The 24638-nt window shown below is 72.6% G+C and carries 23 protein-coding genes; 11 read left to right on the forward strand and 12 right to left on the reverse strand.

Annotated elements, in window-relative coordinates:
- Positions 1-2: 2 nt before the first annotated feature.
- From ACIB24_RS22160 to ACIB24_RS22170, 3 genes are read right to left on the reverse strand one after another with little or no spacing between them, the layout of a single operon-like run.
- Positions 3-1157, reverse strand: a complete 1155-nt coding sequence (locus ACIB24_RS22160; protein ID WP_398284383.1) for a thiolase domain-containing protein — start codon at positions 1155-1157, stop codon at positions 3-5.
- Between the two features lie 10 nt (positions 1158-1167).
- Positions 1168-2232: a thiolase domain-containing protein gene (locus ACIB24_RS22165; RefSeq protein WP_398284384.1), complete on the reverse strand. Its 1065-nt coding sequence runs from the start codon at positions 2230-2232 to the stop codon at positions 1168-1170.
- Positions 2229-3206, reverse strand: coding sequence for a Zn-ribbon domain-containing OB-fold protein (locus tag ACIB24_RS22170; RefSeq protein ID WP_398284385.1), 978 nt, complete (start codon positions 3204-3206; stop codon positions 2229-2231). The genes ACIB24_RS22165 and ACIB24_RS22170 overlap by 4 nt, the downstream gene beginning before the upstream one ends.
- Before the next feature lie 80 nt (positions 3207-3286).
- Between ACIB24_RS22170 and ACIB24_RS22175 the strand changes: the two genes are divergently transcribed.
- The gene (locus tag ACIB24_RS22175) at positions 3287-4363 is read left to right on the forward strand and encodes an LLM class F420-dependent oxidoreductase (protein ID WP_398284386.1); all 1077 of its coding nucleotides are present in this window, start codon (positions 3287-3289) and stop codon (positions 4361-4363) included.
- 22 nt (positions 4364-4385) lie between these two features.
- On the forward strand, positions 4386-5936 hold the full coding sequence (locus ACIB24_RS22180; protein WP_398284387.1) for an acyl-CoA synthetase: 1551 nt from the start codon (positions 4386-4388) through the stop codon (positions 5934-5936).
- Positions 5937-6011: 75 nt separating this feature from the next.
- Here the strand turns inward: ACIB24_RS22180 and ACIB24_RS22185 are convergent, their stop codons facing one another.
- Positions 6012-6827, reverse strand: a complete 816-nt coding sequence (locus tag ACIB24_RS22185; RefSeq protein ID WP_398284388.1) for a crotonase/enoyl-CoA hydratase family protein — start codon at positions 6825-6827, stop codon at positions 6012-6014.
- A 91-nt stretch (positions 6828-6918) separates the two neighbouring features.
- Here ACIB24_RS22185 and ACIB24_RS22190 point away from each other — a divergent pair, with 91 nt between their 5' ends.
- A complete protein-coding gene (locus ACIB24_RS22190) occupies positions 6919-8571 on the forward strand; it encodes an acyl-CoA synthetase (RefSeq protein ID WP_398284389.1) in 1653 nt (550 codons plus the stop codon).
- A complete protein-coding gene (locus ACIB24_RS22195; protein WP_398284390.1) occupies positions 8571-9689 on the forward strand; it encodes an NAD(P)H-dependent flavin oxidoreductase in 1119 nt (372 codons plus the stop codon). Before ACIB24_RS22190 ends, ACIB24_RS22195 begins: the two co-directional genes overlap by 1 nt.
- An 80-nt stretch (positions 9690-9769) precedes the next feature.
- On the opposite strand, the gene ACIB24_RS22200 is transcribed toward ACIB24_RS22195, so the two are convergent.
- Positions 9770-10852 carry an acyl-CoA dehydrogenase family protein gene (locus tag ACIB24_RS22200; protein WP_398284391.1) on the reverse strand — a complete coding sequence of 361 codons (1083 nt, stop codon included), beginning with the start codon at positions 10850-10852 and terminating at the stop codon, positions 9770-9772.
- Complete coding sequence (locus tag ACIB24_RS22205; protein WP_398284408.1) at positions 10849-12042, reverse strand: acyl-CoA dehydrogenase family protein; 1194 nt, start codon at positions 12040-12042, stop codon at positions 10849-10851. Before ACIB24_RS22205 ends, ACIB24_RS22200 begins: the two co-directional genes overlap by 4 nt.
- Before the next feature lie 109 nt (positions 12043-12151).
- Between ACIB24_RS22205 and ACIB24_RS22210 the strand changes: the two genes are divergently transcribed.
- Positions 12152-12937 (forward strand): glucose 1-dehydrogenase, encoded by a 786-nt coding sequence (locus ACIB24_RS22210; protein WP_398284392.1) that lies wholly within the window; start codon positions 12152-12154, stop codon positions 12935-12937.
- On the opposite strand, the gene ACIB24_RS22215 is transcribed toward ACIB24_RS22210, so the two are convergent.
- The 5 genes from ACIB24_RS22215 to ACIB24_RS22235 form a co-directional block, all read right to left on the reverse strand.
- Positions 12934-13740: an SDR family oxidoreductase gene (locus tag ACIB24_RS22215; RefSeq protein ID WP_398284393.1), complete on the reverse strand. Its 807-nt coding sequence runs from the start codon at positions 13738-13740 to the stop codon at positions 12934-12936. The genes ACIB24_RS22210 and ACIB24_RS22215 overlap by 4 nt on opposite strands.
- Entirely contained in the window at positions 13737-14819 is a 1083-nt protein-coding gene (locus ACIB24_RS22220; protein WP_398284394.1) for a diacylglycerol kinase, read from the reverse strand. Before ACIB24_RS22220 ends, ACIB24_RS22215 begins: the two co-directional genes overlap by 4 nt.
- Positions 14816-15244 carry a nitroreductase family deazaflavin-dependent oxidoreductase gene (locus tag ACIB24_RS22225; protein ID WP_398284409.1) on the reverse strand — a complete coding sequence of 143 codons (429 nt, stop codon included), beginning with the start codon at positions 15242-15244 and terminating at the stop codon, positions 14816-14818. The genes ACIB24_RS22220 and ACIB24_RS22225 overlap by 4 nt, the downstream gene beginning before the upstream one ends.
- A gap of 68 nt (positions 15245-15312) precedes the next feature.
- On the reverse strand, positions 15313-16818 hold the full coding sequence (locus ACIB24_RS22230; RefSeq protein WP_398284395.1) for an aldehyde dehydrogenase family protein: 1506 nt from the start codon (positions 16816-16818) through the stop codon (positions 15313-15315).
- A complete protein-coding gene (locus tag ACIB24_RS22235) occupies positions 16815-18428 on the reverse strand; it encodes a GMC family oxidoreductase (protein ID WP_398284396.1) in 1614 nt (537 codons plus the stop codon). Before ACIB24_RS22235 ends, ACIB24_RS22230 begins: the two co-directional genes overlap by 4 nt.
- Positions 18429-18509: 81 nt before the next feature.
- Here ACIB24_RS22235 and ACIB24_RS22240 point away from each other — a divergent pair, with 81 nt between their 5' ends.
- The 6 genes from ACIB24_RS22240 to ACIB24_RS22265 are packed head-to-tail and all read left to right on the forward strand — an operon-like array spanning position 18510 to position 23349.
- The gene (locus tag ACIB24_RS22240) at positions 18510-19385 is read left to right on the forward strand and encodes a TIGR03619 family F420-dependent LLM class oxidoreductase (protein WP_398284397.1); all 876 of its coding nucleotides are present in this window, start codon (positions 18510-18512) and stop codon (positions 19383-19385) included.
- Positions 19386-20525, forward strand: coding sequence for a hypothetical protein (locus ACIB24_RS22245; protein ID WP_398284398.1), 1140 nt, complete (start codon positions 19386-19388; stop codon positions 20523-20525). It begins immediately after the preceding gene.
- Positions 20522-21313, forward strand: a complete 792-nt coding sequence (locus ACIB24_RS22250; protein WP_398284399.1) for an SDR family oxidoreductase — start codon at positions 20522-20524, stop codon at positions 21311-21313. The genes ACIB24_RS22245 and ACIB24_RS22250 overlap by 4 nt, the downstream gene beginning before the upstream one ends.
- Positions 21303-22493 carry a sulfotransferase family protein gene (locus tag ACIB24_RS22255; RefSeq protein WP_398284400.1) on the forward strand — a complete coding sequence of 397 codons (1191 nt, stop codon included), beginning with the start codon at positions 21303-21305 and terminating at the stop codon, positions 22491-22493. Before ACIB24_RS22250 ends, ACIB24_RS22255 begins: the two co-directional genes overlap by 11 nt.
- Positions 22490-22906 (forward strand): nuclear transport factor 2 family protein, encoded by a 417-nt coding sequence (locus ACIB24_RS22260; protein WP_398284401.1) that lies wholly within the window; start codon positions 22490-22492, stop codon positions 22904-22906. Before ACIB24_RS22255 ends, ACIB24_RS22260 begins: the two co-directional genes overlap by 4 nt.
- A complete protein-coding gene (locus ACIB24_RS22265; protein ID WP_398284402.1) occupies positions 22903-23349 on the forward strand; it encodes a nuclear transport factor 2 family protein in 447 nt (148 codons plus the stop codon). Before ACIB24_RS22260 ends, ACIB24_RS22265 begins: the two co-directional genes overlap by 4 nt.
- Here the strand turns inward: ACIB24_RS22265 and ACIB24_RS22270 are convergent.
- Positions 23341-24411 carry an MBL fold metallo-hydrolase gene (locus ACIB24_RS22270; protein ID WP_398284403.1) on the reverse strand — a complete coding sequence of 357 codons (1071 nt, stop codon included), beginning with the start codon at positions 24409-24411 and terminating at the stop codon, positions 23341-23343. The two genes, ACIB24_RS22265 and ACIB24_RS22270, sit on opposite strands and share 9 nt — an antisense overlap.
- Between the last annotated feature and the right edge of the window lie 227 nt (positions 24412-24638).

A 24638-nucleotide genomic window follows, 5' to 3' on the forward strand; every position in this document is an offset into this window, starting at 1 on the left:
CGTCAGGGCTTCTCGCTGCGCAGCACCCACATCGAGAAGAACTGCGACCCCCCGCCGTACGCGTGCCCGAACGCCGTGCGGGCGCCGTCCACCTGGTGCTCCCCGGCCCGGCCCATCACCTGCATGGCCGCCTCCGCGAAGCGGAGCAGGCCCGAGGCCCCGATCGGGTTGGACGACAGGACGCCGCCGGACGGGTTGACCGGCATCAGCCCCCCGAGCGCCGTGGCCCCCGACTCGGTCAGCTTCCACCCCTGCCCAGGCTCGGCGAACCCGAGGTTCTCCAGCCACATCGGCTCGAACCACGAGAACGGCACGTAGATCTCGGCCACGTCGACCTGGTGCAGCGGGTCGTCGATCCCGGCCGCGCGCCACAGCGCGGCCGCCGCCTCGCGCCCGGCGGCCGGGCTGACGTGGTCGCGGCCCGCGAACTGGGTCGGTTCCGTGCGCATCGCCGTCGCGTGGACCCAGGCCACGTCGTCCCGGCCCGCGGCCGCCGTCTCGTCGCCGATCACCATGGCGCACGCGCCGTCCGAGGACGGGCACGTCTCGTCGTAGCGGATCGGGTCCCACAGCATGGTCGAGGCCTGCACCGACTCCAGCGTGATGTCGGCCTGCCGGAGGTGCGCGTACGGGTTGAGCGCCCCGGCGCGGCGGTCCTTCACCGCCACCATGGCCCCGATGTGCTCGGGGGCGCCGGACTGCGCGATGTAGGAGCGCACGTGCGGGGCGAAGTAGCCGCCCGCCCCGGCGTGCACCGGCATCACGAACGGCGGCGCGATCGACAGCGCCCACATGGCGTTCGACTCGGACTGCTTCTCGAACGCCACCGCCAGCACCCGCCGGTGCACCCCGGCCTGCACGTGCTGGGCCGCCACGAGCGCGGTCGAACCGCCCACCGACCCGGCGGTGTGCACGCGCAGCAACGGTTTTCCCGTCGCGCCGAGCGCGTCGGCGAGGGCCAGCTCGGGCATCATGACGCCCTCGAACAGGTCGGGCGCCTTGCCCAGCACGACGGCGTCGATGTCGGGCCAGTCCAGGCCCGCGTCGTCCAGGGCCCGGTCGATCGCCTCGCGGCACAGGCCGGCCATGGACACGTCGGCCCGGCGGCTGCGGTGGTGCGTCTGGCCGGTCCCCAGGACGGCGGCGGGCAGGCTCATCGCGCCCCTCTCATCGGGCTTCCATCACGGTCACGAGGTTGTGCTGCAGCAGCGGGCCCTGCGTGGCGTGGGCCAGCACCCGGTCGGCGTCGCCGGACAGGACGTGCCGCGCCGCCTCACCGATCCGCACGAGGCCGGCGGCGAACATGGGGTTGCCGGTCAGTGCCCCGCCGGAGGGGTTGATCGCGACGTCGTCGGGCAGGCCCAGCGCCTGGCCCAGCACCAGCTCCTGGTGGGTGAACGGGGCGTGCAGCTCGGCGATCTGGACGCCGTGCACCCCACCGGCCGCCGCGGCCGCGGCCGTCGTGGACGGCGACCGGACGAGGTCGCGGACGCCGAGGTGGGCGGACTCGACCTGGTGCGCGATCCCGCGGATCCAGGCCGGGTGGGCCACCAGTTCGCGGGCCCGGTCCCCCGCCGCCAGCAGCACCGCGGCGGCCCCGTCGCCGACGGGCGCGATGTCGTGCCGGCGCAACGGGTCGGCCAGGTAGGGCTCGGCCAGCAGGTCGTCGACGTCCAGGACGCCGCCGAGCTGGGCGGCCGGGTTGGCCGCGGCGGCCGCGCGGGACCGGACGGCGACCCGCGCCATGTCCTTCTCCGTCCAGGCCCCGACGTCCAGGCCCGCCCGGGCCTGCAGCCCGGCCAGGCCGATGGAGTCCGGCCACAGCGGGGCCACGGTGTAGGGGTCGGTCTGCAGCGTGAGGACCTGCCGCAGCCGCCCGGCCGAGGACTTCCCGAACCCGTAGACCAGCGCGACCTGGGCCTCGCCCATCCGCAGTTTCAGCCAGGCCTCGTACAGCGCCCAGGCGGCGTCGGCCTCGACGTGCGACTCGACGATGGGCGGGAAGGCGCCGATCGCGTCGACCGCCGACACGAACGAGAACGCCCGGCCGGCCAGGTAGTCCGAGGAGCCCGAGCACCAGAACCCGACGTCCGCCTTGGTGATCCCGGCGCCGGAGAGCAGGCGGCTGAACACCGGGACCAGCATCTCGACGCCGTTGGTGGTGCCGTCGGTGGCGGCCACGGTGGGGGCCTGCTCGAAGCCGATCACCGCGACGTCGGCGAGCCCGCTCATGCCCGGTCTCCTTCGCTCGCGTCGGGGTCCGGTTCGAAGTGGCTGATGTTCTCCAGGGTGTGGCCCCACTCCTCGCGGGGCCGCCAGACCGCCCGGACCCGCAGGCCCATCCGCACGTCCTCGGCCGGGATGCCGAGGATCAGGTGCTGGATGGCCATGTCGGCGCCGTCGAGCAGGACGTAGGCCGTGATGTACGGCGGGGTGATCCGCTGCCCGAGGAACGGCACGTTCACGACGCAGAACGTGGTGACCACGCCGCGGTCGGCGACCTCGACCTCATCGGTCGGGGGGACGCCGTCGACCGGGCACGCGCTGCGGGGTGGCAGGTAGACCTTGCCGCAGGTCGGGCACCGCTGGCCGATCAGCCGGCCCTCGACGATGCCGCGCAGGAACCGGCTCTCCTCGGCGGAGGCGCTGTGCATGTACTGCAGGTGCACTGGGGCGATCAGCTGCTCGACGGGCTCGAGGGCCGGGACGTCGGTCGCCGGCTCCGCGGGCTCGGCCGCGGGCTGATCGGTGGGCTCGAAGCAGGCGATGTCGCGGAGGCCGCCGACCCGTTCCTCGGCCCACCGGGCCCGCACCCGCATCCCCGTGCGCATGGTCTCGGCCGGGGCGTCGACGGCGTGCAGCAGGGTCGAGTCGGCACCGTCGAGGCGGATCAGCGCCCAGGCGAACGGGCGGTCCAGCGGCTGCCCGGGCAGGGGCGCGGCGTTCCATGACCAGGTGGTCACCACGCCCGTCTCGGCGACCGGGACGAGTTCGGTCAGCGGGCGCGCCGTCTCCGGGTCGAACTCCGCCGGCGGGACGAGAACTCTCGCGGGCGAACCGTTTTCGCCGTCTCCGACGCGCACACCCAGGATCCGACGGTCGCGCAGGGCGGCCATGAAGGCCCCCAGCACCGGCCCGAGGGAACGGGTGTAGTCGAAGTCGAGATTGAGGGGCGCGCTCAGCGGTGCGCTCGACGTCGAGGTCACGCCAGGAGTAGAACACGTTCTGAAAAATGCGGCAAGATGGAGGACCGGTGGATGCGCCGGCCGACACTCAGGGAGGCGCCGTGAAACTCGGGTTGCAGCTGGGCTACTGGGGCGCCGCGCCGCCCGCCGACGCCCCCGCCCTGATCGCCGCCGCGAACGACGCGGGGTTCAGCGCGGTCAGCACCGCCGAGTCGTGGGGTTCCGACGCCTTCACCCCGCTGGCCTGGTGGGGCGCCCTGGCCCCCGACCTGCGGTTGACGACGTCCGTCGTCCAGCTCGCCGCCCGCACCCCTGCGGCCTGCGCGATGCACGCCCTCACCCTCGACCACCTCTCGGGCGGGCGGTTCACCCTGGGGCTGGGCGTCTCCGGGCCGCAGGTGGTGGAGGGCTGGTACGGCCAGCCGTTCGAGAAGCCGCTGGCCCGCACCCGGGAGTACGTCCGGATCGTGCGCGACGTGCTGGCCCGCGCGGAGCCGGTGCGCAACGAGGGCCCGCACCTGCCGCTGCCCTACCAGGGCCCGGGCAGCACGGGGCTGGGCAAGCCGTTGCGCTCGATCACCCACCCGCTGCGCGCCGACCTGCCGATCTGGCTGGGGGCCGAGGGACCGCGGAACGTGGCGCTGGCCGGTGAGATCGCCGACGGCTGGATCGCCGTGTTCCACTCGCTGCGCCTGGCCGGGCTCTACGAGGAGTGGCTCGGCGAGGGACTGGCCCGGCCCGGGGCCCGGCGCACGCGCGCGGACTTCGAGGTGGTGGCCAACTGCCAGGTGACGGTCACGGAGTCGGACGACGAGCGCCGGGCCGCCGTGGAGTTCCTGAAGCACGTGCAGGCGCACTACATCGGCGGGATGGGCGCCCGCGACGTGAACTTCCACGCGAACCTGTTCCGGCGCATGGGTTTCGACGCGGCCGTCGACGAGATCACCGCACGGTTCAGGGCCGGCGACCGGGCCGGGGCGGCCGGGGCCGTGCCCGACGAGCTGGTGGACGAGATCGCCGTCATCGGCGACGAGGCCCACGTGCGCGCGGGGATCGCCGCCCGCGAGGCGGCCGGGGTCTCGATGCTGCTGGTCGGCTGTCGCACGGTGGAGCAGATCGAGGCGCTGGGTCGGATCGTCGGCAGCGCTTCCCCCGCGACGGGCTTGTCAAGAAACTGAAACGCGTTCTACCTTGACTGCCATGCGTGCACACGGACTGTGGACCATCGCCGCCGATGAGCCCGACCGCACCGCCGTCGTGGCGCCGGACGGCTCCCGCCTCAGCTACGGGGAACTCGCCGCGCGGGCCGACCGCTACGGCCGTGGCCTGCAGGCCCTCGGCCTCGAACCCGGTGATGTGGTGGCCGTGCTGCTGCCCAACGGCACGGAGATGCTGAGCCTGTTCTTCGCCACCTGGCAGACCGGGCTCTACATCGTGCCGGTCAACTGGCACCTGATCGGGCCGGAAGTGGCCTACCTGCTGGAGAACTCGGGCGCCAAGGCGTTCGTGGCCGACGAGCGGTTCGCGGCCACGGCCGTCGCGGCCGCCGACGAGGCGGGGCTGCCCGCCACCGCCCGGTTCGCGGTCGGCGACATCGACGGGTTCGCACCGCTGGGCGAACTCGGCGCCGGGGAACCGGCCGGCCGGCCCGACGTCCTGACCACCGGCGCGCCGATGGTCTACACCTCGGGGACGACGGGCCGCCCCAAAGGCGTGAAGCGCCCGCTGACCGGAGACGACCCGAACGTGCCCCCGGCCGCCGGTGCCTGGTTCCTCGGCATCTTCGGGATCGGCCCGTTCGACGACCACGTCCACGTCTGCTGCTCGCCGCTCTACCACACGGCCGTGCTCAACTTCGCCACGCTGTCGATCCAGCTGGGGCACAAGACCGTGCTGATGGACGCGTTCGACGCCGAGGAACTGCTGCGGCTGATCGAGACCGAGCGGGTCACCTACAGCCACATGGTGCCGACCCAGTTCAAGCGCCTGCTGTCGCTGCCCGACGACGTCCGGGCCCGGTACGACGTGTCGTCGTTGCGCGCGATGATCCACGGGGCGGCCCCGTGCCCGCCCGAGGTGAAGCGCCGGATGATCGAGTGGTGGGGCCCGGTGGTCATCGACTACTACGCGGCCACCGAGGGCGGCGGCACGATGATCACCGCCCAGGAGTGGCTCGAGCGGCCCGGTTCCGTCGGCCGGCCCTGGCCCGGGTCGACCATCCGGGTCCTGGGCGACGGCGGCGCCGAGCTGCCGGTCGGCGAACAGGGTCTGATCTACATGCAGATGGGCACCTCCGACTTCGAGTACCACCACGACGCGGAGAAGACCCGTAGCGCCCGGGTGGGAAGGCTTTTCACACTCGGCGACATCGGCTACCTGGACGAGGACGGCTACCTGTACCTGTGCGACCGCAAGGCCGACATGATCATCACCGGCGGGGTGAACGTCTACCCCGCCGAGATCGAGAACGAGCTGGCCGCGCATCCCGAGGTGGCCGACGTCGCCGTGTTCGGCATCCCGCACCCGGAGTGGGGCGAGGAGATCAAGGCCGTGGTGAAGCCCGCGGCCGGTGTGGTGGCCGACGACGACCTGCGGGAGCGGCTGCTCGCGCACGTCCGGTCGCGGTTGGCCCGGTTCAAGGTGCCGCGCAGCGTCGACTTCGTCGACGAGTTGCCACGCGACGACAACGGGAAGCTCTACAAGCGCAAGCTGCGCGACCCCTACTGGGCCGACCAGGCCCGCGCCATCTGACGCTCATGCTGTCGGTATGTACATCGGAGGGGCGGTCAGGGGCCCCTTCGATGTACATACCGACAGCATGAGCGATCACTTCCCCACGAAGTCGGGACGACGCTTCTCGGCGAAGGCGCGGGGGCCCTCCTTCGCGTCCTGGCTGGTGAAGACCTCCATGCCGATGCCGGCCTCGATGCCGAAGGCCTCCTCCTCGGGCAGCCCCTCGGTGACCCGCAGCGTCCGCAGGATGGCCTGGACGGCGACCGGTCCGTTGGCGGCGATGAGCTCGGCCAGCTCCAACGCCTTCGTCAGCGCCTGGCCGTCGTCGACGACGTGGCCGACGAGGCCGATCGACAGCGCCTCCTCGGCGCTCACCTGACGCCCCGTCAGCAGCAGCTCGGCGGCCACGGTGTACGGGATCTGGCGCACCAACCGGACCGCCGACCCCCCGAGCGGGAACAAACCCCAGCGGGCCTCCGCGACCCCGAACCGGGCGCTGCGGGCCGCGACCCGGATGTCCGTGGCCTGCAGGATCTCCGTCCCGCCGGCGATGGCCGGCCCCTCGACCGCGGCGATCAGCGGCTTCGTCAGACGGCGCCCCTTCAGCAGCGCGTCGATCCGGCTCAGGTCCCAACCGCCGCCCGCGAACAAGTCGCCCGGATGCTGCGCCGTCATCGCCTTCAGGTCGGCCCCGGCGCAGAACGCGCCCCCCGCCCCGGTGAGGATCGCGACCCGGATCTGCGGATCGTCGTCCACCCGGTCCCAGGCCTCACGCATGATCTGCATCATCGGCCCGCTGAGGGCGTTGCGGGCCTGCGGGCGGTTCATCGTCACGATCAGCACGTGGCCGCGTTGCTCGACGAGGCAGTGCGGGGCTTCGGGCTGAGCTTCGGGCTGGGCTTCCGACATCGGTGACCACCTCGTCGCGAGTCAGGGACGACGGAGAACTGCTCCGCCGCAGGCATTGTCCTGGAACAGTAACATGTTCTACTTTGGCGGCATGGTCCTCAATGTGGCAGACCTCTTCGAACACGCCGTCGACACGGCGCCCGACCGCACCGCCCTGGTCTGCGGTCCGCGTCGCCTCACCTTCGCCGAACTTGAAGCGCGTTCCAACCGGCTGGCGCACCACCTCGCCGCCCAGGGCATCGGCACGGGTGACCACGTCGCGATCTACTCCACGAACTCGACGGAGGTCGTGGAGACGATGCTCGCGCTGTACAAGCTGCGGGCCGTCGCGATCAACGTGAACTTCCGCTACACCGAGAGCGAGCTGCTCTACATCCTCGACAACGCCGACGTGGTGGGGCTTCTGCACCAGCGGGGCACCTCGGCGCGCGTCGCGGCGGTGCTCCCCAAGGCGCCGAAGGTCCGGCACGTGCTGGTCGTCGAGGACGGCACCGCCGACGACGGCACGGCGGCCGGCTACGGCGCGGTCGAGTACGAGTCGGCGCTCGCAGGGCAGTCCCCGGAGCGCGATTTCGGCCCGCGCGACCCCGGCGACCGCTACCTGCTCTACACGGGCGGAACGACGGGCCGGCCCAAGGGCGTGATGTGGCGCCACGAGGACGTGTGGCGCGTGCTCGGCGGCGGCACCGACTTCGTCACGGGCGAGCCGCTGACCGACGAGTGGCAGCAGGCCCGCGACGGCAACAACGGCCCACTGGTGCGGATGTGCCCGGCCCCGCTGATGCACGGGCAGGCCCAGTGGGCGATGTTCGGCTCGCTGCTGGCCACCCACACGGTCGTCCTGATGCCCAAGTTCGACGCACGCGAGCTGTGGGAGACCGTGCAGGCCGAGAAGGTGCAGGTGATCGCCCTCATCGGTGACGCGATGGCCCGGCCGATGATCGAGGTCTACCAGGAGGGCGACTACGACGCCTCGAGCGTGGTGGCCATCTCGAACACGGCGGCCCTGATCTCCCCCGCGGTGAAGCAGGCCTTCATCGAGACCTTCCCGAACACGTTCCTCACCGACGCGATCGGCTCGTCCGAGACCGGGTTCAACGGCATCGGGATGATCGCCGACACCAGCGACGACGCCCGCGGCCCGCGGGTCAAGGGGCATGCGGCGCTGATCATCGTGGACGAGGAGAACCGGCCTCTGCAGCCGGGTTCCGGCACGATCGGGCGGCTGGCCCGGGGCGGCAACCTGCCGCTGGGCTACTACAAGGACCCGGAGAAGACCGCCCGGCTGTTCATCGAGGTCGACGGGCAGCGGTACACCGTGCCCGGCGACCTGGCGGTGTACGAGGACGACGGCACGATCACGCTCCTGGGCCGCGGCGACCAGTGCATCAACACGGCCGGCGAGAAGGTCTTTCCCGAGGAGGTCGAGGGCATCGTCAAGTCGCACCCGGGGGTGTTCGACGCCCTCGTGGTCGGCGTCCCGGACGAGCGGCTGGGCGCCCGGGTCGGCGCCCTCGTGCAGTGGCGGGAGGAGGCCGAACCCGACCTCGACTCGCTCATCGCCTTCGCCCGGGAACACCTGGCCGGGTACAAGATCCCGCGCTCCTACTGGTACGTCGACGAGATCGTGCGCACCCCGGCGGGCAAGCCCGACTACGGGACCGCACGTACGTACGCCGCCGAGCACCCGACGTCCGCCGAGGTCGCCGTCACCGCCGGCACCGTCGGCGCGAAGGGCGCCTGATGGCCACCGCGACCGGTCAGGGCGACATCCGGGACCGCCTCGGGATCGAGCACCCGATCGTCGGCTTCACGCCCTCGGAGCACGTGGCCGCGGCGATCAGCCGGGCCGGTGGGTTGGGGGTGCTGGGCTGCGTCCGGTTCAACGACGCCGAGGAGCTCGACGCCACGCTCGACTGGCTCGACGCGAACACCGACGGCAAGCCCTACGGCGTCGACGTCGTGATGCCGATGAACGCCCCCACCGAGGGGTCGGCGATCGACCTGTCGACGCTGATCCCGCAGGAGCACCGCGATTTCGTCGACCGCACCCTCGAGGAGCTCGGCGTCCCGGCGCTGCCCGGCGGGGTGGCCGAGGGTGCCGGGGTGCTCGGCTGGCTGCATTCCGTGGCCCGGGCCCAGGTCGACGTCGCGCTGCGGCACCGCCCCGCCCTGATCGCCAACGCCCTGGGCTCCCCGCCCAAGGACGTGATCGACGAGGCGCACGCGGCCGGCGTCCCGGTGGCGGCGCTCGCCGGGCGCGTCGTGCACGCGCAGCGGCAGGTCGACGACGGCGTCGACATCGTCGTCGCCCAGGGCCACGAGGCCGGTGGGCACACCGGCGAGATCACCAGCATGGTGCTGCTGCCCGAGGTCGTCGACGCGGTGGGCGACCGGGCCCTGGTGCTCGGCGCGGGTGGGATCGGCTGCGGGCGGCAGGTCGCGGCGGCGCTCGCGCTCGGGGCGAGCGGCGTCTGGATGGGCTCCGCCTGGCTGCTGGCCGAGGAGTACGGCAAGGGCTTCCCCGGCTCGGCCGCGATGCAGGACGCCCTGCTGCACGCCTCGTCGTCCGACACGGTGCGCTCACGGATCTACAGCGGCAAGCCCGCCCGTCTGCTGCGCAGCCGGTGGAGCGAGGCGTGGGCCGCCCCGGACGCGCCCGAACCGCTGCCGATGCCGTTGCAGAACCTCCTGGTCGCCGAGGCCCACCTGCGCATCTCGGCCGCCGAGGACCCGGGTGTGATCGCCATGCCCGCCGGGCAGATCATCGGCCGGTTCGACCGGATCCGGCCCGTCGCCGACATGATGGCCGACCTCGTCGAGGAGACCCGCACGGCCATCGCCCGCCTGGCCGCCTTCTGAAGTTGATCATGCAGAAACCTCGCGCTTCGGCTCGGTGAGGGCCTCACTCACCAGAACTGAAGCGCGAGGTTTCTGCATGATCAACTTCTGGTGAGGGCAGCGCCGAGGGCGCGCAGGCGCTGCGTGGCGCCGCCCAGCTCGAACTCCAGCCGCTTGGCCGTCGCGAAGTAGCGGTGTGCCGGGTGGTCCAGGTCGAGGCCGGTCCCGCCGTGCACGTGCACGCAGGTGTGCGCGACCCGGTGCCCGGCCTCGGTGGCCCAGTAGGCGGCGGTGTCCACGGCGGTCAACACCTCGGGCGTCACCGTCTCACCCGCCGCCGTGAAGACCCGGAGCGCCTCAGCCGTCGTGAGCTCCGCGGCGCGGGCGTCGATCAGCGCGTCGGCCAGCCGTTGCGACACGGCCTGGAACGCCCCGATCGGGCGGCCGAACTGCTGCCGCTCCCGCGCGTAGCCGGCCGTCGAACGCACGGCCGCGGCCAGCACCCCGACCTGCTCGGCGCAGGCCGCCAACGCCTGGCGGACCAGCACTTCCGCGAGAACGGTCGCCCCGTCGGCCTCGTCACCCACGACGTGGTCGGCGTCGACGTGCGCCCCGGCCAGCTCCACCCAGGCCGCGGGCAGCACGCCGTCCACCAGGTCCTGGGGTTCGACCCGGACGCCGGGCAGGTCGGTCGGGACGGCGAGCACGAGCGGCCCGGCCGGTCCGGTCGCCGGGACGAACAGGACGTCGGCACTCGGCCCAGCGCACACCATGGTCTTGGAACCGGTCAGCTCCCAACCGGTTCCGGCCGGCACCGCCCGGGTCACCGGGGTCGCGGGGACGGCGCCGTCGGGCTCGCGCCAGGCCGTCGCCAGCCGGAGGGCGCCGCGCAGCGCGGGTTCCAGCCACGTCCGTCGTTGCTGTGCCGTGCCGTGCCGCGCCAGGGTCTCGGCCGCGACAGCGACGGCATCCCGGTAGGGCGTCGCGACCACGTGCGCGCCCAGAACCCGCAGCACGGCCGCGTGCCCGGCGACGCCCAGCCCGCTGCCCCCGGCGTCCTCCGGCAGGGCCGCGGCCAGCACGCCGGCCGAGGCGAGCCCGGCCCACACGGCGTCCGGGCCGGACGGGGCCGAACCGTCGAGGACGACGCCGGTCAGGTCGGCGAGCTCGCTCACCTCGCTCATCGGGCACCCACCGGCAGCCGCAGCGCGGTGGCCGCGACGATGTCGCGCTGCACCTCGTTGGTGCCGCCGCCGAAGGTCAGCACCAGCGCCGTGCGGTGCGTGCGTTCGACCCGGCCCTGCAGCACTTCCCCCGGTGACCCGCGCCGCACCGGACCGGCCGCCCCGAGCACCTCCATCAGCAGCCGGCAGACCCGCGGGGCCAGCTCCGTGCCGTACACCTTGTTCATGGACGCCTCCGCCGGCCCCAGCGCCTCGCCGCGGTCGGCCCGCTGCGCCACGTCCTCGTTCAGCAGCCGCAGCACCTCGACCTCCGCGCGGGCCCGGGCCAGGTGGACCTGTACCCACTCGGCGTCGGCGACCCGTGCACCACTCGAGGTACGCGTGCCCACGGCCCACGCGCGCACGTCGTCCAGCAACTGCTCCAGCGGCGCGGAGGGGGTGAGCGCGACGCGCTCGTGGTTGAGCTGGTTGGTGATCAAGGCCCAGCCCTGGTTCTCACTCCCGACCAGGGCGGTCAGCGGGACGCGGACGTCCTGGTAGTAGGTGGCGCTGGTCGTCAGACCGGGCAGGGTGCGCACCGGCGTCCACGAGAAGCCCTGCGCGGTGGTCGGTATCACCAACATGGAGAGGCCGCGATGCTTGGCTGCGGCCTGGTCCGTGCGGCAGGCCAGCCACACGTAGTCGGCGTACTGGATGAGGCTGGTCCACATCTTCTGCCCGTTGACGACGTACTCGTCGCCGTCCCGGTCGGCCCTTGTGCGCAACGAGGCGAGGTCGGTGCCGGCGCCGGGTTCGGAGTAGCCGATCGCGAAGTGGACGCGGCCCTCGGCGATGCGGGGCAACAGTTCTCGCTGCTGCGCGTTGCCGAACCGCATGATCGTCGGCCCGATCGTGTTCAGGGTCAGGAACGGCACCGGGGCCCCGGCCCGGGCCGCCTCGTCGCTGAAGATCAGCGCCTCGACCGCGCCCTTGCCCTGCCCACCGTGCTCGACGGGCCAGTTGAGCACCAGCCAGCCGTCGGCCCCCATCTGCCGGACCGTGTCCCGGTAGGCCTCGCCGTCACCGTAGTCGCCGTCGGTGTCGGACGTCGGGCGCAGCGCCTCGCGCCGCTCCGGCGTCATCAGCCCGGCGAAGTACTCGCGCAGCTGCCGGGTCAGCTTCTCCTGCTCCGGCGTGCGGGTTGCTCCCACGGCGAGTGCCACGGCGTCCTCCAGCCCGGCCGGCGTCGTCACCGGCCCTGGTCAGCGATTCTAGAACATGTTCTACTATGCACGCGAGGGTGCGGAGCGAAGGAGCGAGATGTCTCGACTGCCGGGCAAAGTGGCCGTGGTGACCGGAGGCGCACGGGGCCAAGGCGCCGCCGCCGCGCGGCGTTTCGTCGCCGAGGGGGCCTCCGTGGTGATCGGCGACCTGCTCGCTGACGAGGGCAAGCAACTGGCCGCGGAGCTCGGTGAGGCCGCGTGGTTCCAGCCGCTGGACGTCGGCGACGAAGCTTCCTGGGCCGAACTGGCGACCGTCGTGCAGGAGCGGTTCGGCGGGCTCGACGTGCTCGTGAACAACGCCGGCATCCTGCATTTCGGCGCCCTGGAGGAGACGTCCCTGGCCGACTACGAGCGCGTGGTCCGGGTGAACCAGGTCGGCACCTTCCTGGGCATGCGCACCGCCGTGCCGCTGATGCGGGCCCGTGGGGGCGGGTCGATCGTCAACGTGTCGTCCGTCGAGGGCATCGGCGGGATGGCCATGCTGACGGCGTATTCGGCGACGAAGTTCGCCATCCGCGGGATGACCAAGGTGGCCGCGATGGAGCTGGGGCGCGACGGGATCCGGGTGAACTCCGTGCACCCCGGGATGATCGACACCCCGATGATCTCCAGCGCCCTCGGCGGCGTCGACATCGACCTGAGCCCGGGCGGTCAGCGGGTGGCCGCGGGCCGGGTGGGTACGCCGGACGACGTCGCGAACCTCGTGCTGTTCCTCGCCTCCGACGAGAGCGCCTACTGCACGGGCGCCGAGTTCGTCGTGGACGGCGGAGCCACCGCCACGCACTCACTGGCCGGGCCGGCCCACGACCCGCGGCGGGGCTAGGCCCCGACGTCGGGCAACCCGAGGTCGAGGTTCGGCTGCTGGAGGCCGCCGTCGACCTCGAGCAGCTTGCCGGTCAGGTAGCCGCCCGCCGGGGAGCTCAGGTAAGGGACGGCCGCGGCGATGTCGTCGGCCGCCCCGATCCGCCGCAACGGGGTGGCACTCTCGATCTGCGCGGACAGTTCGGGTGACTGGGCGACGACGTCCAGGGCGCTGGTCAGTACCGAGCCCACGTAGACGCCGTTGACCCGGATCTTCGGCGCGAGGTCGGCGGCGGCCAGGCGGACCCAGTGGGCCAGGGCGGCCTTGGCGGTGCCGTAGGCCGCGTAGCCCCGACCCGCCGTCCGGCCGACCGCGGAGCTGATCGCCACCACAGACTTCTGACTCGCAGGGTCGCCCTTCAGCATCAGGGGGACGGCGGCCCGGGTCAGGGCGTGCGCGGTGGAGACGTTGAAGTGGAAGGCCCGCTCCATCGCGCCGACGGACGTGTCGAGGAAGGGGCGCGGCATGGAGCCGCCGACGTTGTTGACCACCACGTCGAGGCGGCCGAACTCGTCGTAGGCCGCCTGGGCGAGACCGGCCACGGCGTCGGTGTCACTGAGGTCGGCGGGGACGACGAGCGCGCGGCGGCCCAGAGCGCGGACCTGCGCGGCGACGTCGTCCAACTGGTCCTGGGTGCGGGCACTGACCAGGACGTCGGCGCCCGCCTCGGCGAGGGCGACGGCGGTCGCGGCACCGATGCCTCGGCCGGCGCCGGTGACGATCGCGACGTGGTCGGTCAGGAGGAACGTGTCGAGGATGCTCACGACGCCACCAACCCGCGACCCGTGACCAGCGGCAGGTCGAGTGCGGTGACCAGGCCCGGCGGGGCGGCCACCACCGCGGGCACGGCGTTGACCAGGCGTTGAGCGGTCATGATCATCCCCGAGTCGTTGTGGTCACCGTGCTCGCCCCGGTGCACGAGCTCGCACTCCAGGTGCGGCTCCCCGGTGATCACCACGCGGTAGCAGCCGTCGCCCGCGGCGGGCACGGGCCAGTCGGGCTCCTGGTCCGGTGCCGTGCGGGTGACGTGTTCGAGCACGATGCGCGGCTCGCCGTCGACCAGGCCCTCGACGGTGAACCGGACCGCAGCCGTGGTGCCCGCCGCGATCGGCACCGAGGCCGTCGCGACGTCCCGGCGGGCGGGTCGCCGTTCGACCGTCTCGCGCAGCGGCTCGTCGAGGGTCACGCCGAGCCCGGCGGCCAGCTGGCGCACCACGCTCCCCCAGGCCAGCGACAGCACGCCCGGCGCCCACAAGGGCACCTCGGCGTCCAACGCCTGGCCGAACCCGAACAGCTCGCTCATCACGAAGGGCTGCACGTAGGTGGAGTAGTCGGCGATCTCGAGCACGCGCACCTGGTCGATCCGCTGCGACACGCTGGTCAGCACGAGCGGCAGGACGTCGTTGGCGAAGCCCGGATCGATGCCGTTGACGTGCAGGCTCGCCCCGCCGGCGGCCCCCGCCTCGTCGATCCGCGCGATCATCTCCGGCGGCAGGATGCCGTGCGGGTACTGAAGCAGCACCGGCCCGCTCGACAGCACGTTCACACCGTCGGCCAGGAACCCGATCAGGTCCTCGACGGCCTCGAACGGCCGGTCGTCGGTCATCGCCGCGTGCACGATCGCGTCGGGTCGGGTGGCCAGCACCTCGGCCCGGTCGGTGCTCGCGAGGACGCCCAGCGGCCGTCCCAAGCCGGCCAGCTCACCGGCGTCGCGGCCCGCCTTGGCCGGGGTCGACGTCCAGACCCCGCACAGGTCGAGGTCCGGATGGGCGTCGACCCCGGCGACGGCGTGCCGGCCGACCGTGCCGGTGGCCCAGACGGCCACGCGCAGCGCTGGTTTCACGTGTCACTCCCGGCTGGGCTGAGCACCACGACGGGGATCTCGCGGTCGGTCCAGCCCTGATAGGTGGCGAAGTCCGCGTACAGCTCGACGAGCCGGGGCCACAGCCGGGCCCGTTCCGCACCGCCCGCGACGTGCGCGACGACGTCCCGCACGTCGCGGCCGACCTGCACCGTGGTGACCGGGTCGGCGCGCAGGTTCAGGTACCACTGCGGGTCCTTCGGCAGGCCGCCCTGCGAGGCGACGACCACGAAGTCACGACCGTCCTCCAGGAAGAGCAGCGGGGTGGTGAAGACCTTCCCGCTGCGCCGGCCGCGATGGGTGAGCAGCAGCGTGGGAACGGGTTTGGACCAGCCGGCCCCCACCCGCCAGCGACCGCCGACCCGACCCCCGGTGGCCCGGTAGAGGCGGACCTGAGCGCGAGCCATCACCTTGATCAGCTTCGGCACGACGGCCGAGTCGAGCCCCGGTGGACGTTCTTCCGGCAGCAACCGGCTCACTTGAAGGTCCGCCCGTAGCGCAGCCGGATGGTCTTGCGCACCGTGTCGAACTGCTCCGGCGTGCGGGGAAAGACCTGCATGTCCGGGCCCATCCGGAACCGTTTGCGCACCACGGACCGCGCGTAGGCGAACTCGCGCAGCCCGTCGGCACCGTGGAACCGGCCGAACCCGCTGCTGCCCACACCGCCGAACGGCATCGATGACATGCCGACGAAGGTCAGCACCGAGTTCACGGTGGTGCCCCCGGCCCTCAGCGCCCGCGCGATCGCCGGGCCGCCACGCGCGGAGAACACCGAGGAGCCGAGCCCGAACTCCGTCGAGTTCGCCCGCCGGACAGCCTCGTCCACGTCGGGCACGGTGTTCACCACCACGACCGGACCGAACGTCTCCTCGCGCACGGCCGGGCGGTCCTCCGGGACGTCGACCAGCACGATCGGGTCGATGTACGGCGGCCGGATCGACTCCGGGCCGCCGACCAGGGCCTGCGCGCCCGCGGCCAGCGCGTCCGTGACGTGCCGGCGCACGATCTCGACCTGGGCCTCGGTGGTCATCGGCCCGTACGCGCTGAGCGGGCCGGTGCCCACGTCGACGCCCGTGGCCTGCTTCTTCACCGCGTCGAGGAACGCGTCGCGCACCTCCTGGACGACGTAGACCCGCTCCACGCCGACGCACGCCTGGCCGCCGTTGAACAGCCCGCCCCACATCACCGCGGCGGCCGCGGCCTCCAGGTCGGCGTCGGCCGCCACGATCGTGGCGTCCTTGCCGCCCAGCTCCAGGACGACGGGGGTCAGCGTGGGGGCGCAGGCCGCCATCACCCGGCGCCCGGTGGGCACCGAGCCGGTGAAGGCCAGCTTGTCGACGCCCGAACCGCACAGGGCGGACCCGGTCTCGCCGAATCCGGTGACCCACGAGACCAGCGCGGGCGGCGCGTCCGGGTTCGCGGTGTGGAAGGCCTCCAGGACGGCGATCGCCGACGCCGGGCTCAGCTCACTGGGTTTCACCACGACGGCGTTGCCCGCGGCCAGCGCGACCCCGGCGCCCGACAACGTCAGGTACACGGGCGCGTTCCACGGCGTGATCACGCCGACGACCCCGTACGGCTGGTACGACAGCCGCGCGTCGAAGTTGGCCATCGCCAGGCCCGGGGCGACCCGGCGCTCGCGCAGCACCTTCCGGGCGTGCACGGCCGCCCAGCGGACGTCCTCCAGCCCGGCGAACAGCTCGAACTGGACGTCGGCCCGCGGTCGCGCGGTCTCGGTGTGCCCGAGCTCGTAGATCTCGTCGCAGTGCAGGGCCAGGTACCGGACCCAGCGCTGCAGGTAAGGCCGCCGGCCCGCGAAACCCAACTCCGACCACCAGCGCTGGGCCTCCCGCGCCCGCTCGACCTGCGCGCGCACGGCCGCGTCGTCGTCCACCGGGAACGTCCCGACGACGGCTCCGGTGGCCGGGTTCCGGACGTCGAAGGTGGCGGCCCGTTCGGTGTGCTCGGCCTGCGCGGTCATCGCGACGCCTCGGCGGAGGCGCCGATCAGCGCCGCCGCGTGCTCGCCGATCATCAGCGCCGGAGCGTTCGTGTTGCCGCCGGTGATGGTCGGCATGATCGAGGCGTCGGCCACCCGCAGCCCCTCGACCCCGAGCACGCGCAACTGCGGGTCGACGACAGCGCGCTCGTCGACCCCCATCCGGCACGTGCCGACCGGGTGGTAGACGGTGGTGGCCCGCAACGGGACCTCACGGGCCAGGTCGGCCCGGGTGGCGAACCCCTTCCCGGGGTGCAGCTCGGCGATGTCGGGGGCCACCCCGCCGCTGCCGATCGCCTCGCGCAGCAGCTCCATCCCGTCGAGAAGCACTGTGGTGTCGTCGGGTTCGCGCAGGTACCCCGGATCGACCAGGGGTGCGGCCAGCGGGTCGGGCGAGGCCAGCCGCACGGTGCCCCGGCTCTTGGGGTAGATCAGCGTGGACATCACCGTCAGCGCGGGCCGCTTGTCGACGTGATGCCGGACCGGCGCATCCTGGTTGGGCGACGGGTAGGCCCACGGGAGCGCGTGGATCTGCAGGTCGGGGATGCGGGTGGCCAGCGAGCTGCGCAGGAAGCCGACCACCTCGAACACCGTCCGGGACAGGAACGTGTTCCCGCGCAGCGCCTCCTCGACCATGCCGCGGGCGAAGTACGGGGCGGTGCCCTTGTGCCGGCCCGCTCGGGTGGTGAAGGTCATGGGCACGAACATGTGGTCGTGCAGGTTGTCGCCCACCGGCAGGTCGGCGACCACCTCGATACCGTGCTCGGCCAGGTGCGCCGCGGGCCCGACCCCGGAGAGCATCAGGATCTGCGCGGAGCCGAACACCCCGGCCGACAGCACGACCTCGCGGTCGGCAGCGATCACCTCGCGCCGCCTCCCCCGCACCACCTCGACGCCCGTGGCCCGCCCGTTCTCGATCACGACCCGGGTGACGGTGGCGCCGGTGACGACGTGCAGCCGCTCGGGGGCGTCGGGCCCCAGGCACGCGACGGCCGAGCTGTACCGCAGGCCGCCGGAGACGCTCTGCTGGAAGACCGAGACGCCCTCCTGCTCGGCGGCGTTGTAGTCGTCCAGGACCTTCGCGTCGGCCGTGCGGGCCAGCGACTCCAGGAACCCCTCGGAGGCCTCGGTGCGGCCGTGCACCCGGGTCACCTTGACCGGGCCGTCCCCGCCGCGGAACTCACTCGGCCCGTCCTCGAACGCCTCGAGCCGCTTGTAGCTGGCCAGGACGTCGTCGTACGACCAGCCCGTGCAGCCCTCGGCCGCCCAGTCGTCGAAGTTCTGCCGGTTGCCGCGCACGAACAGCATGCCGTTGATGGCGCTCGACCCACCGAGGACCTTGCCACGCACCTGCGGGATGCGGCGCTGCTGGGCGGAGGCCTGGGGCGTGGAGTAGTAGCCCCAGTCGAACCGCTTCTTGATCTGGGGGACGGCGTGCATCATGCCCACCATCCCGGCCTTGCGGATGACCGGGGAGCGGTCGCCGCCACCGGCCTCCAGGAGGATCACCGACGCTCCACGGTCGGCCAACCGGCGGGCCAGGACGGCGCCGGAACTACCGGCCCCGACCACCACGTACTCGGCTCTGAGCATGCGTGTCACCATCCCGTCTCGGAACGGTCAACACCGTACAGACTCTGGTGTGAAAATGGAACACGTTCTACCGTGGCCTCCATGCGGTTCACCTACGCCGAGGCGATGACGCACGCGGCCTACTACACGCCCCTGGCCCAGGCCGCGGAGGCGGCCGGCTACACGAGCATGACGGTGGCCGACAGCGTCATCTACCCGAAGCACTCCGACGCGCGCTACCCCTACACCGACACCGGCGACCGGGAGTTCCTGCAGGGCAAGGAGTTCCTGGAGACCCTCGTGCTGTGCGCCCACCTGGCCGCGCTCACCACGACCCTGCGGTTCACACCCTTCGTGCTGAAGCTGCCGATCCGGCCGCCGGTCCTGGTGGCCAAGCAGGCCGCCTCCGTGGCCGTCCTGTCCGGAAACCGGCTCGGCCTCGGGGTGGGCCTGTCCCCCTGGCCCGAGGACTACGCGGCGCTCGGCGTCCCGTGGGAGCGACGCGGCGCGCGGATGGACGAGTGCATGGACATCCTGCGCGGACTCACCGCGGGCGGGTTCTTCGGCTACCACGGCGAGTTCTACGACGTCGAGGAGCTGGAGCAGACGCCCGCCCCCACCGAACCCATCCCACTGCTCGTCGGCGGCCACGCCGAGGCGGCGCTGCGCCGGGCCGTGGTCAAGGGCGACGGCTGGATGCACGCGGGCGGCGACCCGGCCGAGCTCGACCGGATGCTCGTCCGGCTGGCCGAGATCCGCAGGGCCGAGGGCGACACCCGCGCGGACTTCGAGGTGCACGTCATCTCCGGCGACGCCTACCACGTCGACGGCGTGCGCCGGCTCGAGGACGCCGGCGTCACCGACTGCATCGTCGGGTTCCGCTGGCCGTACGTGCGCGGCGACGACCCCGAGCCGCTGCACAAGAAGGTCGAGCACCTGGAACGTTTCGCCGAGAACGTGATCGCGAAGGTGAGCTGAATGGACGACCTGAGCAGGCCCCTGGCCGAAGCGATCACCGAGGCGGAGAAGCTCATCGCCACCGCCGACGTGATCCGCACCGAACAGGACCGGCTGGAGGGGTACGACTACCTCGCCGGGCGGATCCGCGCCGCCCTGCAGTTGGCCTTCGACCGCGACCCCGCCCGGCCCGTGCTGATCAACTCCACGCACCAGTACGCGCGGCAGGGCCTCGACAACCCGGACGCCCTCTACTTCCACGCCTACATCGACGACGAGCACGAGTGGGTGGTGCGCGGCGTGCGGGGCAGCACGGCCGACCTGTCGTTCCAGGTGATGTCGGGCGGGTACAGCGCCGACGGGACCCCCGAGTCGCTGGCCGCCTTCGACGACCGGGCCCTCGACATCGCCGCGGACGGCTCGTTCGCCCTGCACCTGGCTCCGGCCCCGGCCGGTGCCAAGACCCTCATCATCCGGGAGGTCTTCAACGACTGGGAGACCGAACGCCGTGGCACGCTGTGGATCGAACGCCCCGATCTGCTCGGGAGACCGGCGGTGCCGCCGGACGCTCGGCGCACGGCCCGCCGCTACGAGGTCGCCGCACAGCTCCTGGTCGGGTCGGTGCGCACCTGGCTGGCCTTCCCGCACTTCTTCCAGAACCGTGAGCCCGTCAACACTCTCACGACTCCCCGCTCCACCCCCGGCGGGCTGGCCTCCCAGTTCTCGTCCATCGGGCACTACGCGCTGGCCGAGGACGAGGCGCTGGTGGTGACCGTGCCGGAGTGCTCCGACTGCAGCTACCAGGGCATCCAGATCGGCTCCGACTGGTACGTCTCCACCGACTACGAGTCGCACCAGACCTCGCTGACCAAGGCCCAGGCCGTCACCGACCCCGACGGCCTGATGCGGTTCGTGGTCAGCGAACGCGACCCCGGGATCGCCAACTGGCTGGAGACCACCGGGCACCGCACCGGGCCGATGATGCTGCGCTGGCAGCGCCTCACCCGCGACCTCGGGCGGGAGGACGGGCCACAGGTGCAGGTGCTGAAGCTGGACGACGTCCGCTCGGCCCTGCCGTTCTTCGCACCGCGCGCCGAGGGCGAGTACGCGGACCGGATCGCCGCCCGGCAGCGGGCCGTCGCCCGAAGGATGCTGTCATGACCGAGATCCCGCTGCTGGCCGGCAAGGTCGTCGTGCTGTCCGGCGTCGGGCCCGGCCTCGGACGGGCCCTCGGCGAGCGGGCCGCGCTGATGGGCGCCGACCTGGTGCTCGTCAGCCGCACCGAGAAGCGGCTGGAGAAGATGGCCGAGGTGGTTCGGGCCCACGGCCGCCGCGCGCTCGTCGTCCAGGCCGACATCACCGACGAGGACTCCCGGATGCGCGTCCGGGACGCGGCGCTGGCCGAGTTCGGGCGGGTCGACGTCCTGCTGCACAACGCCTTCGGCATCCCACCGCTCGACCCGGTGACGAGCATCCCACTCGAGGCCCTGCGGGCCGCGCAGGAGACGAACGTCCATGCGCCGCTCCGGCTCTCGACGCTGTTCGCCGATGCCCTGGCCGACACGAACGGGTCGATCGTGTTCGTCAACTCGGCCGTGCTGCGCCAGTCGGCGCCGGAGTACGCCGGCTACAAGCTCTCGAAAGGGGCTCTGTCGCATCTGGCCTCGGCGCTGGCCACCGAGCTCGGGCCGCGCGGCATCCGGGTGAACAGCATCGCCCCCTCGTACATCTACGAGCGCGTGAACCGGCTGTGGTTCGACTACCTGGCCGAGCAGCAGGGCACCACGCACGAGGAGATCTACCGGCAGCGCGCCGAGCCGACCGACCTGAAGCGGCTGGCCCTGCCCGAGGAGGTCGCCCACGCCGCGCTGTTCCTGGCCAGCGACCTGGCCAGCGCCGTCACCGGTGTCGTACTGAACGTGGACTGCGGTGAGTTCCATGACCATTGACCGGACCACTGAGACCTCGCCGCGGACCCGGGCGGCGGTCGGCGACCTGGCCGACGTCACCGCGGCCGCCGTCCGGGCCACCGGTCTCGACGACTTCGGCGGCACCGAGCACGAGGAGGGGCTGCGGGTCCTGCTCGACGACCTCGCCTCCCCCGCCGCCGGGCTGACCGGGGTCGGCCGCTACCAGCTGCGGGCCCAGGTGCGCAGCGCCCTGGTCGCCCGGCTGCTCAGCCAGGCCGGTTTCGCCCGGTTCCCGCAGTACGTCGAGACCCCTGTCGAACGACCGGTGTTCGTGGTCGGGCTGCCCCGCACCGGGACGACGGCCCTGCACCGGCTGCTCACCGCCGACCCCCGGCACCAGGGGCTCGAGCTGTGGCTGACCGAGTTCCCGCAGCCCCGGCCGCCGCGGGACACCTGGGACGACGACCCGGTGTTCGGCGGCATCCAGGCCGCCTACGCCGCGCACCACGTGCTCGAGCCCGAGTTCATGGGGTTGCACTACATCGACGCCGCCTCGGTCGAGGAGTGCTGGCGGTTGCTGCGCCAGTCGGGCACCTCGGTCGGGTTCGAGTCGATGGCCTACGTGCCGGGCTACTCGGCCTGGCTCGCCCGGCAGGACTGGACCGCCGCCTACGCCCGGCACCGGGCCAACCTCCAGCTGATCGGGCTGGGTGACGAGCGGCGCTGGGTGCTGAAGAACCCGTCCCACCTGCTGGCCCTCGACGCCCTGATGGCCGCCTACCCGGACGCGCTGGTCGTCGTGACCCACCGCGACCCGCAGATCGCCGTCGCCTCGGCCTGCTCCCTGGCCGCGCGGGCCACGGACGGCTGGTCGACGGTGTTCACCGGCGAGGTCGTGGGCCGCACGCAGCTCGACTGGGTCGCCCGCTGCCACCACGAGTTCACCAGCAGCCGAACGCATTACGACGCCGCACGGTTCGTCGACGTGCAGTACGACGACTTCGTGGCCGATCCGGTCGCGACGGTGCGCCGGGTGTACGAGGCGTTCGACCTCGGCTGGAGCGACGCGGTGGCCGACGCGGTGAGCCGCGTCGACCGGGCCTCGCGCAGCGGGGCCGCGAGACCCTCGCACCGGTACCGCCTCGACGACTACGGGATCGGGGCGGACGACGTCCACCGGGCCTTCGCCGAGCCACCCACCAGCAGGAGCGCGACATGACCGAACAGACAGCCACCGCAACCGCTCTCGCCGTCTCGCACGCCTCGTGGGCGTGCGTGCGGGCTCACGACCGGGCGGGCTGGCTGGCCCTGATGGCCGACGACGTCCTGATCGAGGACCCGATCGGGGTCGCGGTCACCAACCCCGACGGTCTCGGCGTGCGCGGCAAGGAGGCCGCGGGCGCCTTCTACGACGCCAACATCGCCCCCAACTCGCTCACCTTCGACCGCGAGGAGACGTTCGAGTCCAGCGATCCGGCGGAGGTCGCGCACGTCCTGAGCATCCGCACCGACTTCGGGAACGGGACGGCGGCGCGCATCCGCGGCCTCTTCACGTACCGGGTCGACGACGCCGGGCTGCTGACCAACCTGCGCGGCTACTGGAACCTCGAGGGGATGCGGTTCGAGTCATGAGCACCCTGTCGGACCGGGAGCAGATCGAGACGCTGAAGTACCGGTACGTGCGCGCGCTCGACACCAAGGACTGGGACGCGTTCGGGGACACGCTCACCGAGGACGTGACCGCCGGCTACGGCGATCGGTTGACGTTCAGCGGGCGAGCCGCCGTCCTGTCGTTCATGACCGAGAACCTCGGCTCCGACGTCATCACGGTGCACAACGTGCACCACCCGGAGCTGCACGTCGACGGCGATTCAGCGACCGGGACCTGGTCGCTGGAGGACACCGTGATCGCCGTCCCGTACAAGTTGCTCCTGCGCGGGGCCGCGATCTACACCGACCGCTACCGCCGCTGCGAGGGCGGCGCCTGGCGGATCTGCGCGACCGGGTACCGGCGGATCTACGAGTCGACCCTGTCGCTCGACGACCTGCCGAGTTTCACGCTGACGTCACGCTGAAGGGGCGGTGAAAGCTATCGGTCCGTCGGGGTTCTCGACGGCCGAGACGGTGCCCTGGTCGACCATGTAGCGCAGGTGCGCGGCGGTCTCGGCCACGGCGGCCCGGCGCATGATGCCGCGCACGTTCTCCCAGCCCCGCGACCAGCTGATCCGCGTCGTCACGTCCCACACCGTCGAGGCTCCCCCGCGCAGCGCGGCCGAGATCTCGGCGCAGCGCTCCTCGTGGTGCCGCTGCAGGGTCCGGGCGCGGGCGGCCAGCCCGGTGAACCGGTACTCGTGCGCCGGGAGCACCTCCACGGAGTCGTACCGCTCGGCCACCAGGGCCAGCGAGCGCAGATAGGCGCTCAGCGCAGGCGGTGAGTCATGCGACTGCATCCCGATGTTCGGGCTGATCCGGGGCAGCACGTGGTCACCGGTGAGCAGGACGTCGTGCCCCTCGTGGTGCAGGCACACGTGGCCCGGCGTGTGGCCCGGCGTGTGGACCACCCGCAGCCCCGCGCCCTCGACCGGGAGCAGCTGCCCGTCGTCCAGTAGCCGGTCGGGTTCGGCCAGGTCCATGAACGGTTCCAGCGCCGCGGCGGAGACGATCAGCCGCGGGACCATGTCGTCGGGGACGCCGCACCGGTCCAGCCAGTGGCGGTCGGAGACCTCCTGCTCGTCCATCGGCACCCGGGCCGGCAGCGACCCGACCTCGGCCGCGTGCATGCCGACCCACGCCCCGGACTCCTTGCGCAGCCGGGCCGACAGCCCGTGGTGGTCGGGGTGCACGTGCGTGACGACGACCGCCAGCACGTCCTCCGGGCCCGCGCCCAGGTGGGCGAAGCCGGCCAGCAGCGCCGTCCACGCGCCGTCGGTGGCCCAGCCCGGGTCGACGACCACCAGCCCGTCGGTGGCCTCGACCACGTAGGTCAGCGTGTACCGCAGCGGGTTGTCCGGAATGGGCACCGGGACCGACCAGAGGCCCGGGCGCACGGTCTCGACCGGGGGCCGTTCCTGGGCCGACCAGGCCTGCTGCTGGAGCTCGCCGGTGACCCGGATGCCCTGAGAATCGCTGTCCGTCATCAGAAACCGGATTCTACTCCAGCAGGATCAGGTCCACCCGAGATGGGCCTCGTCCAGGGCCGCGGCCAGGCGGCGGAGGGCGATCGGGCCGACGCCGTGCAGCGCGGCCGGACGGATCATCACGGCCAGCAGCCTAGGTGTAACCGGCCATCAGGTTGGTGACACGACGCGGCTGATCGGGGGCTGGCCTCCGAGGGCGTGGTGACCTCGCTGAGTGTTGTACGTCT

The sequence above is a fragment of the Spongisporangium articulatum genome, from assembly GCF_044465595.1.
Classification (GTDB): Bacteria; Actinomycetota; Actinomycetes; order Actinomycetales; family Kineosporiaceae; genus Spongisporangium; species Spongisporangium articulatum.

Excerpts from the sequence above, each read along its gene's own strand:
- ACIB24_RS22160 (WP_398284383.1), bottom strand. The coding sequence starts at position 1,157 with ATGAGCCTGCCCGCCGCCGTCCTGGGGACCGGCCAGACGCACCACCGC.
- ACIB24_RS22165 (WP_398284384.1), bottom strand. The coding sequence starts at position 2,232 with ATGAGCGGGCTCGCCGACGTCGCGGTGATCGGCTTCGAGCAGGCCCCC.
- ACIB24_RS22180 (WP_398284387.1), top strand. The coding sequence starts at position 4,386 with ATGCGTGCACACGGACTGTGGACCATCGCCGCCGATGAGCCCGACCGC.
- ACIB24_RS22185 (WP_398284388.1), bottom strand. The coding sequence starts at position 6,827 with ATGTCGGAAGCCCAGCCCGAAGCTCAGCCCGAAGCCCCGCACTGCCTC.
- ACIB24_RS22190 (WP_398284389.1), top strand. The coding sequence starts at position 6,919 with ATGGTCCTCAATGTGGCAGACCTCTTCGAACACGCCGTCGACACGGCG.
- ACIB24_RS22195 (WP_398284390.1), top strand. The coding sequence starts at position 8,571 with ATGGCCACCGCGACCGGTCAGGGCGACATCCGGGACCGCCTCGGGATC.
- ACIB24_RS22200 (WP_398284391.1), bottom strand. The coding sequence starts at position 10,852 with ATGAGCGAGGTGAGCGAGCTCGCCGACCTGACCGGCGTCGTCCTCGAC.
- ACIB24_RS22210 (WP_398284392.1), top strand. The coding sequence starts at position 12,152 with ATGTCTCGACTGCCGGGCAAAGTGGCCGTGGTGACCGGAGGCGCACGG.
- ACIB24_RS22225 (WP_398284409.1), bottom strand. The coding sequence starts at position 15,244 with ATGGCTCGCGCTCAGGTCCGCCTCTACCGGGCCACCGGGGGTCGGGTC.
- ACIB24_RS22230 (WP_398284395.1), bottom strand. The coding sequence starts at position 16,818 with ATGACCGCGCAGGCCGAGCACACCGAACGGGCCGCCACCTTCGACGTC.
- ACIB24_RS22235 (WP_398284396.1), bottom strand. The coding sequence starts at position 18,428 with ATGCTCAGAGCCGAGTACGTGGTGGTCGGGGCCGGTAGTTCCGGCGCC.
- ACIB24_RS22240 (WP_398284397.1), top strand. The coding sequence starts at position 18,510 with ATGCGGTTCACCTACGCCGAGGCGATGACGCACGCGGCCTACTACACG.
- ACIB24_RS22245 (WP_398284398.1), top strand. The coding sequence starts at position 19,386 with ATGGACGACCTGAGCAGGCCCCTGGCCGAAGCGATCACCGAGGCGGAG.
- ACIB24_RS22250 (WP_398284399.1), top strand. The coding sequence starts at position 20,522 with ATGACCGAGATCCCGCTGCTGGCCGGCAAGGTCGTCGTGCTGTCCGGC.
- ACIB24_RS22255 (WP_398284400.1), top strand. The coding sequence starts at position 21,303 with ATGACCATTGACCGGACCACTGAGACCTCGCCGCGGACCCGGGCGGCG.
- ACIB24_RS22260 (WP_398284401.1), top strand. The coding sequence starts at position 22,490 with ATGACCGAACAGACAGCCACCGCAACCGCTCTCGCCGTCTCGCACGCC.
- ACIB24_RS22265 (WP_398284402.1), top strand. The coding sequence starts at position 22,903 with ATGAGCACCCTGTCGGACCGGGAGCAGATCGAGACGCTGAAGTACCGG.
- ACIB24_RS22270 (WP_398284403.1), bottom strand. The coding sequence starts at position 24,411 with ATGACGGACAGCGATTCTCAGGGCATCCGGGTCACCGGCGAGCTCCAG.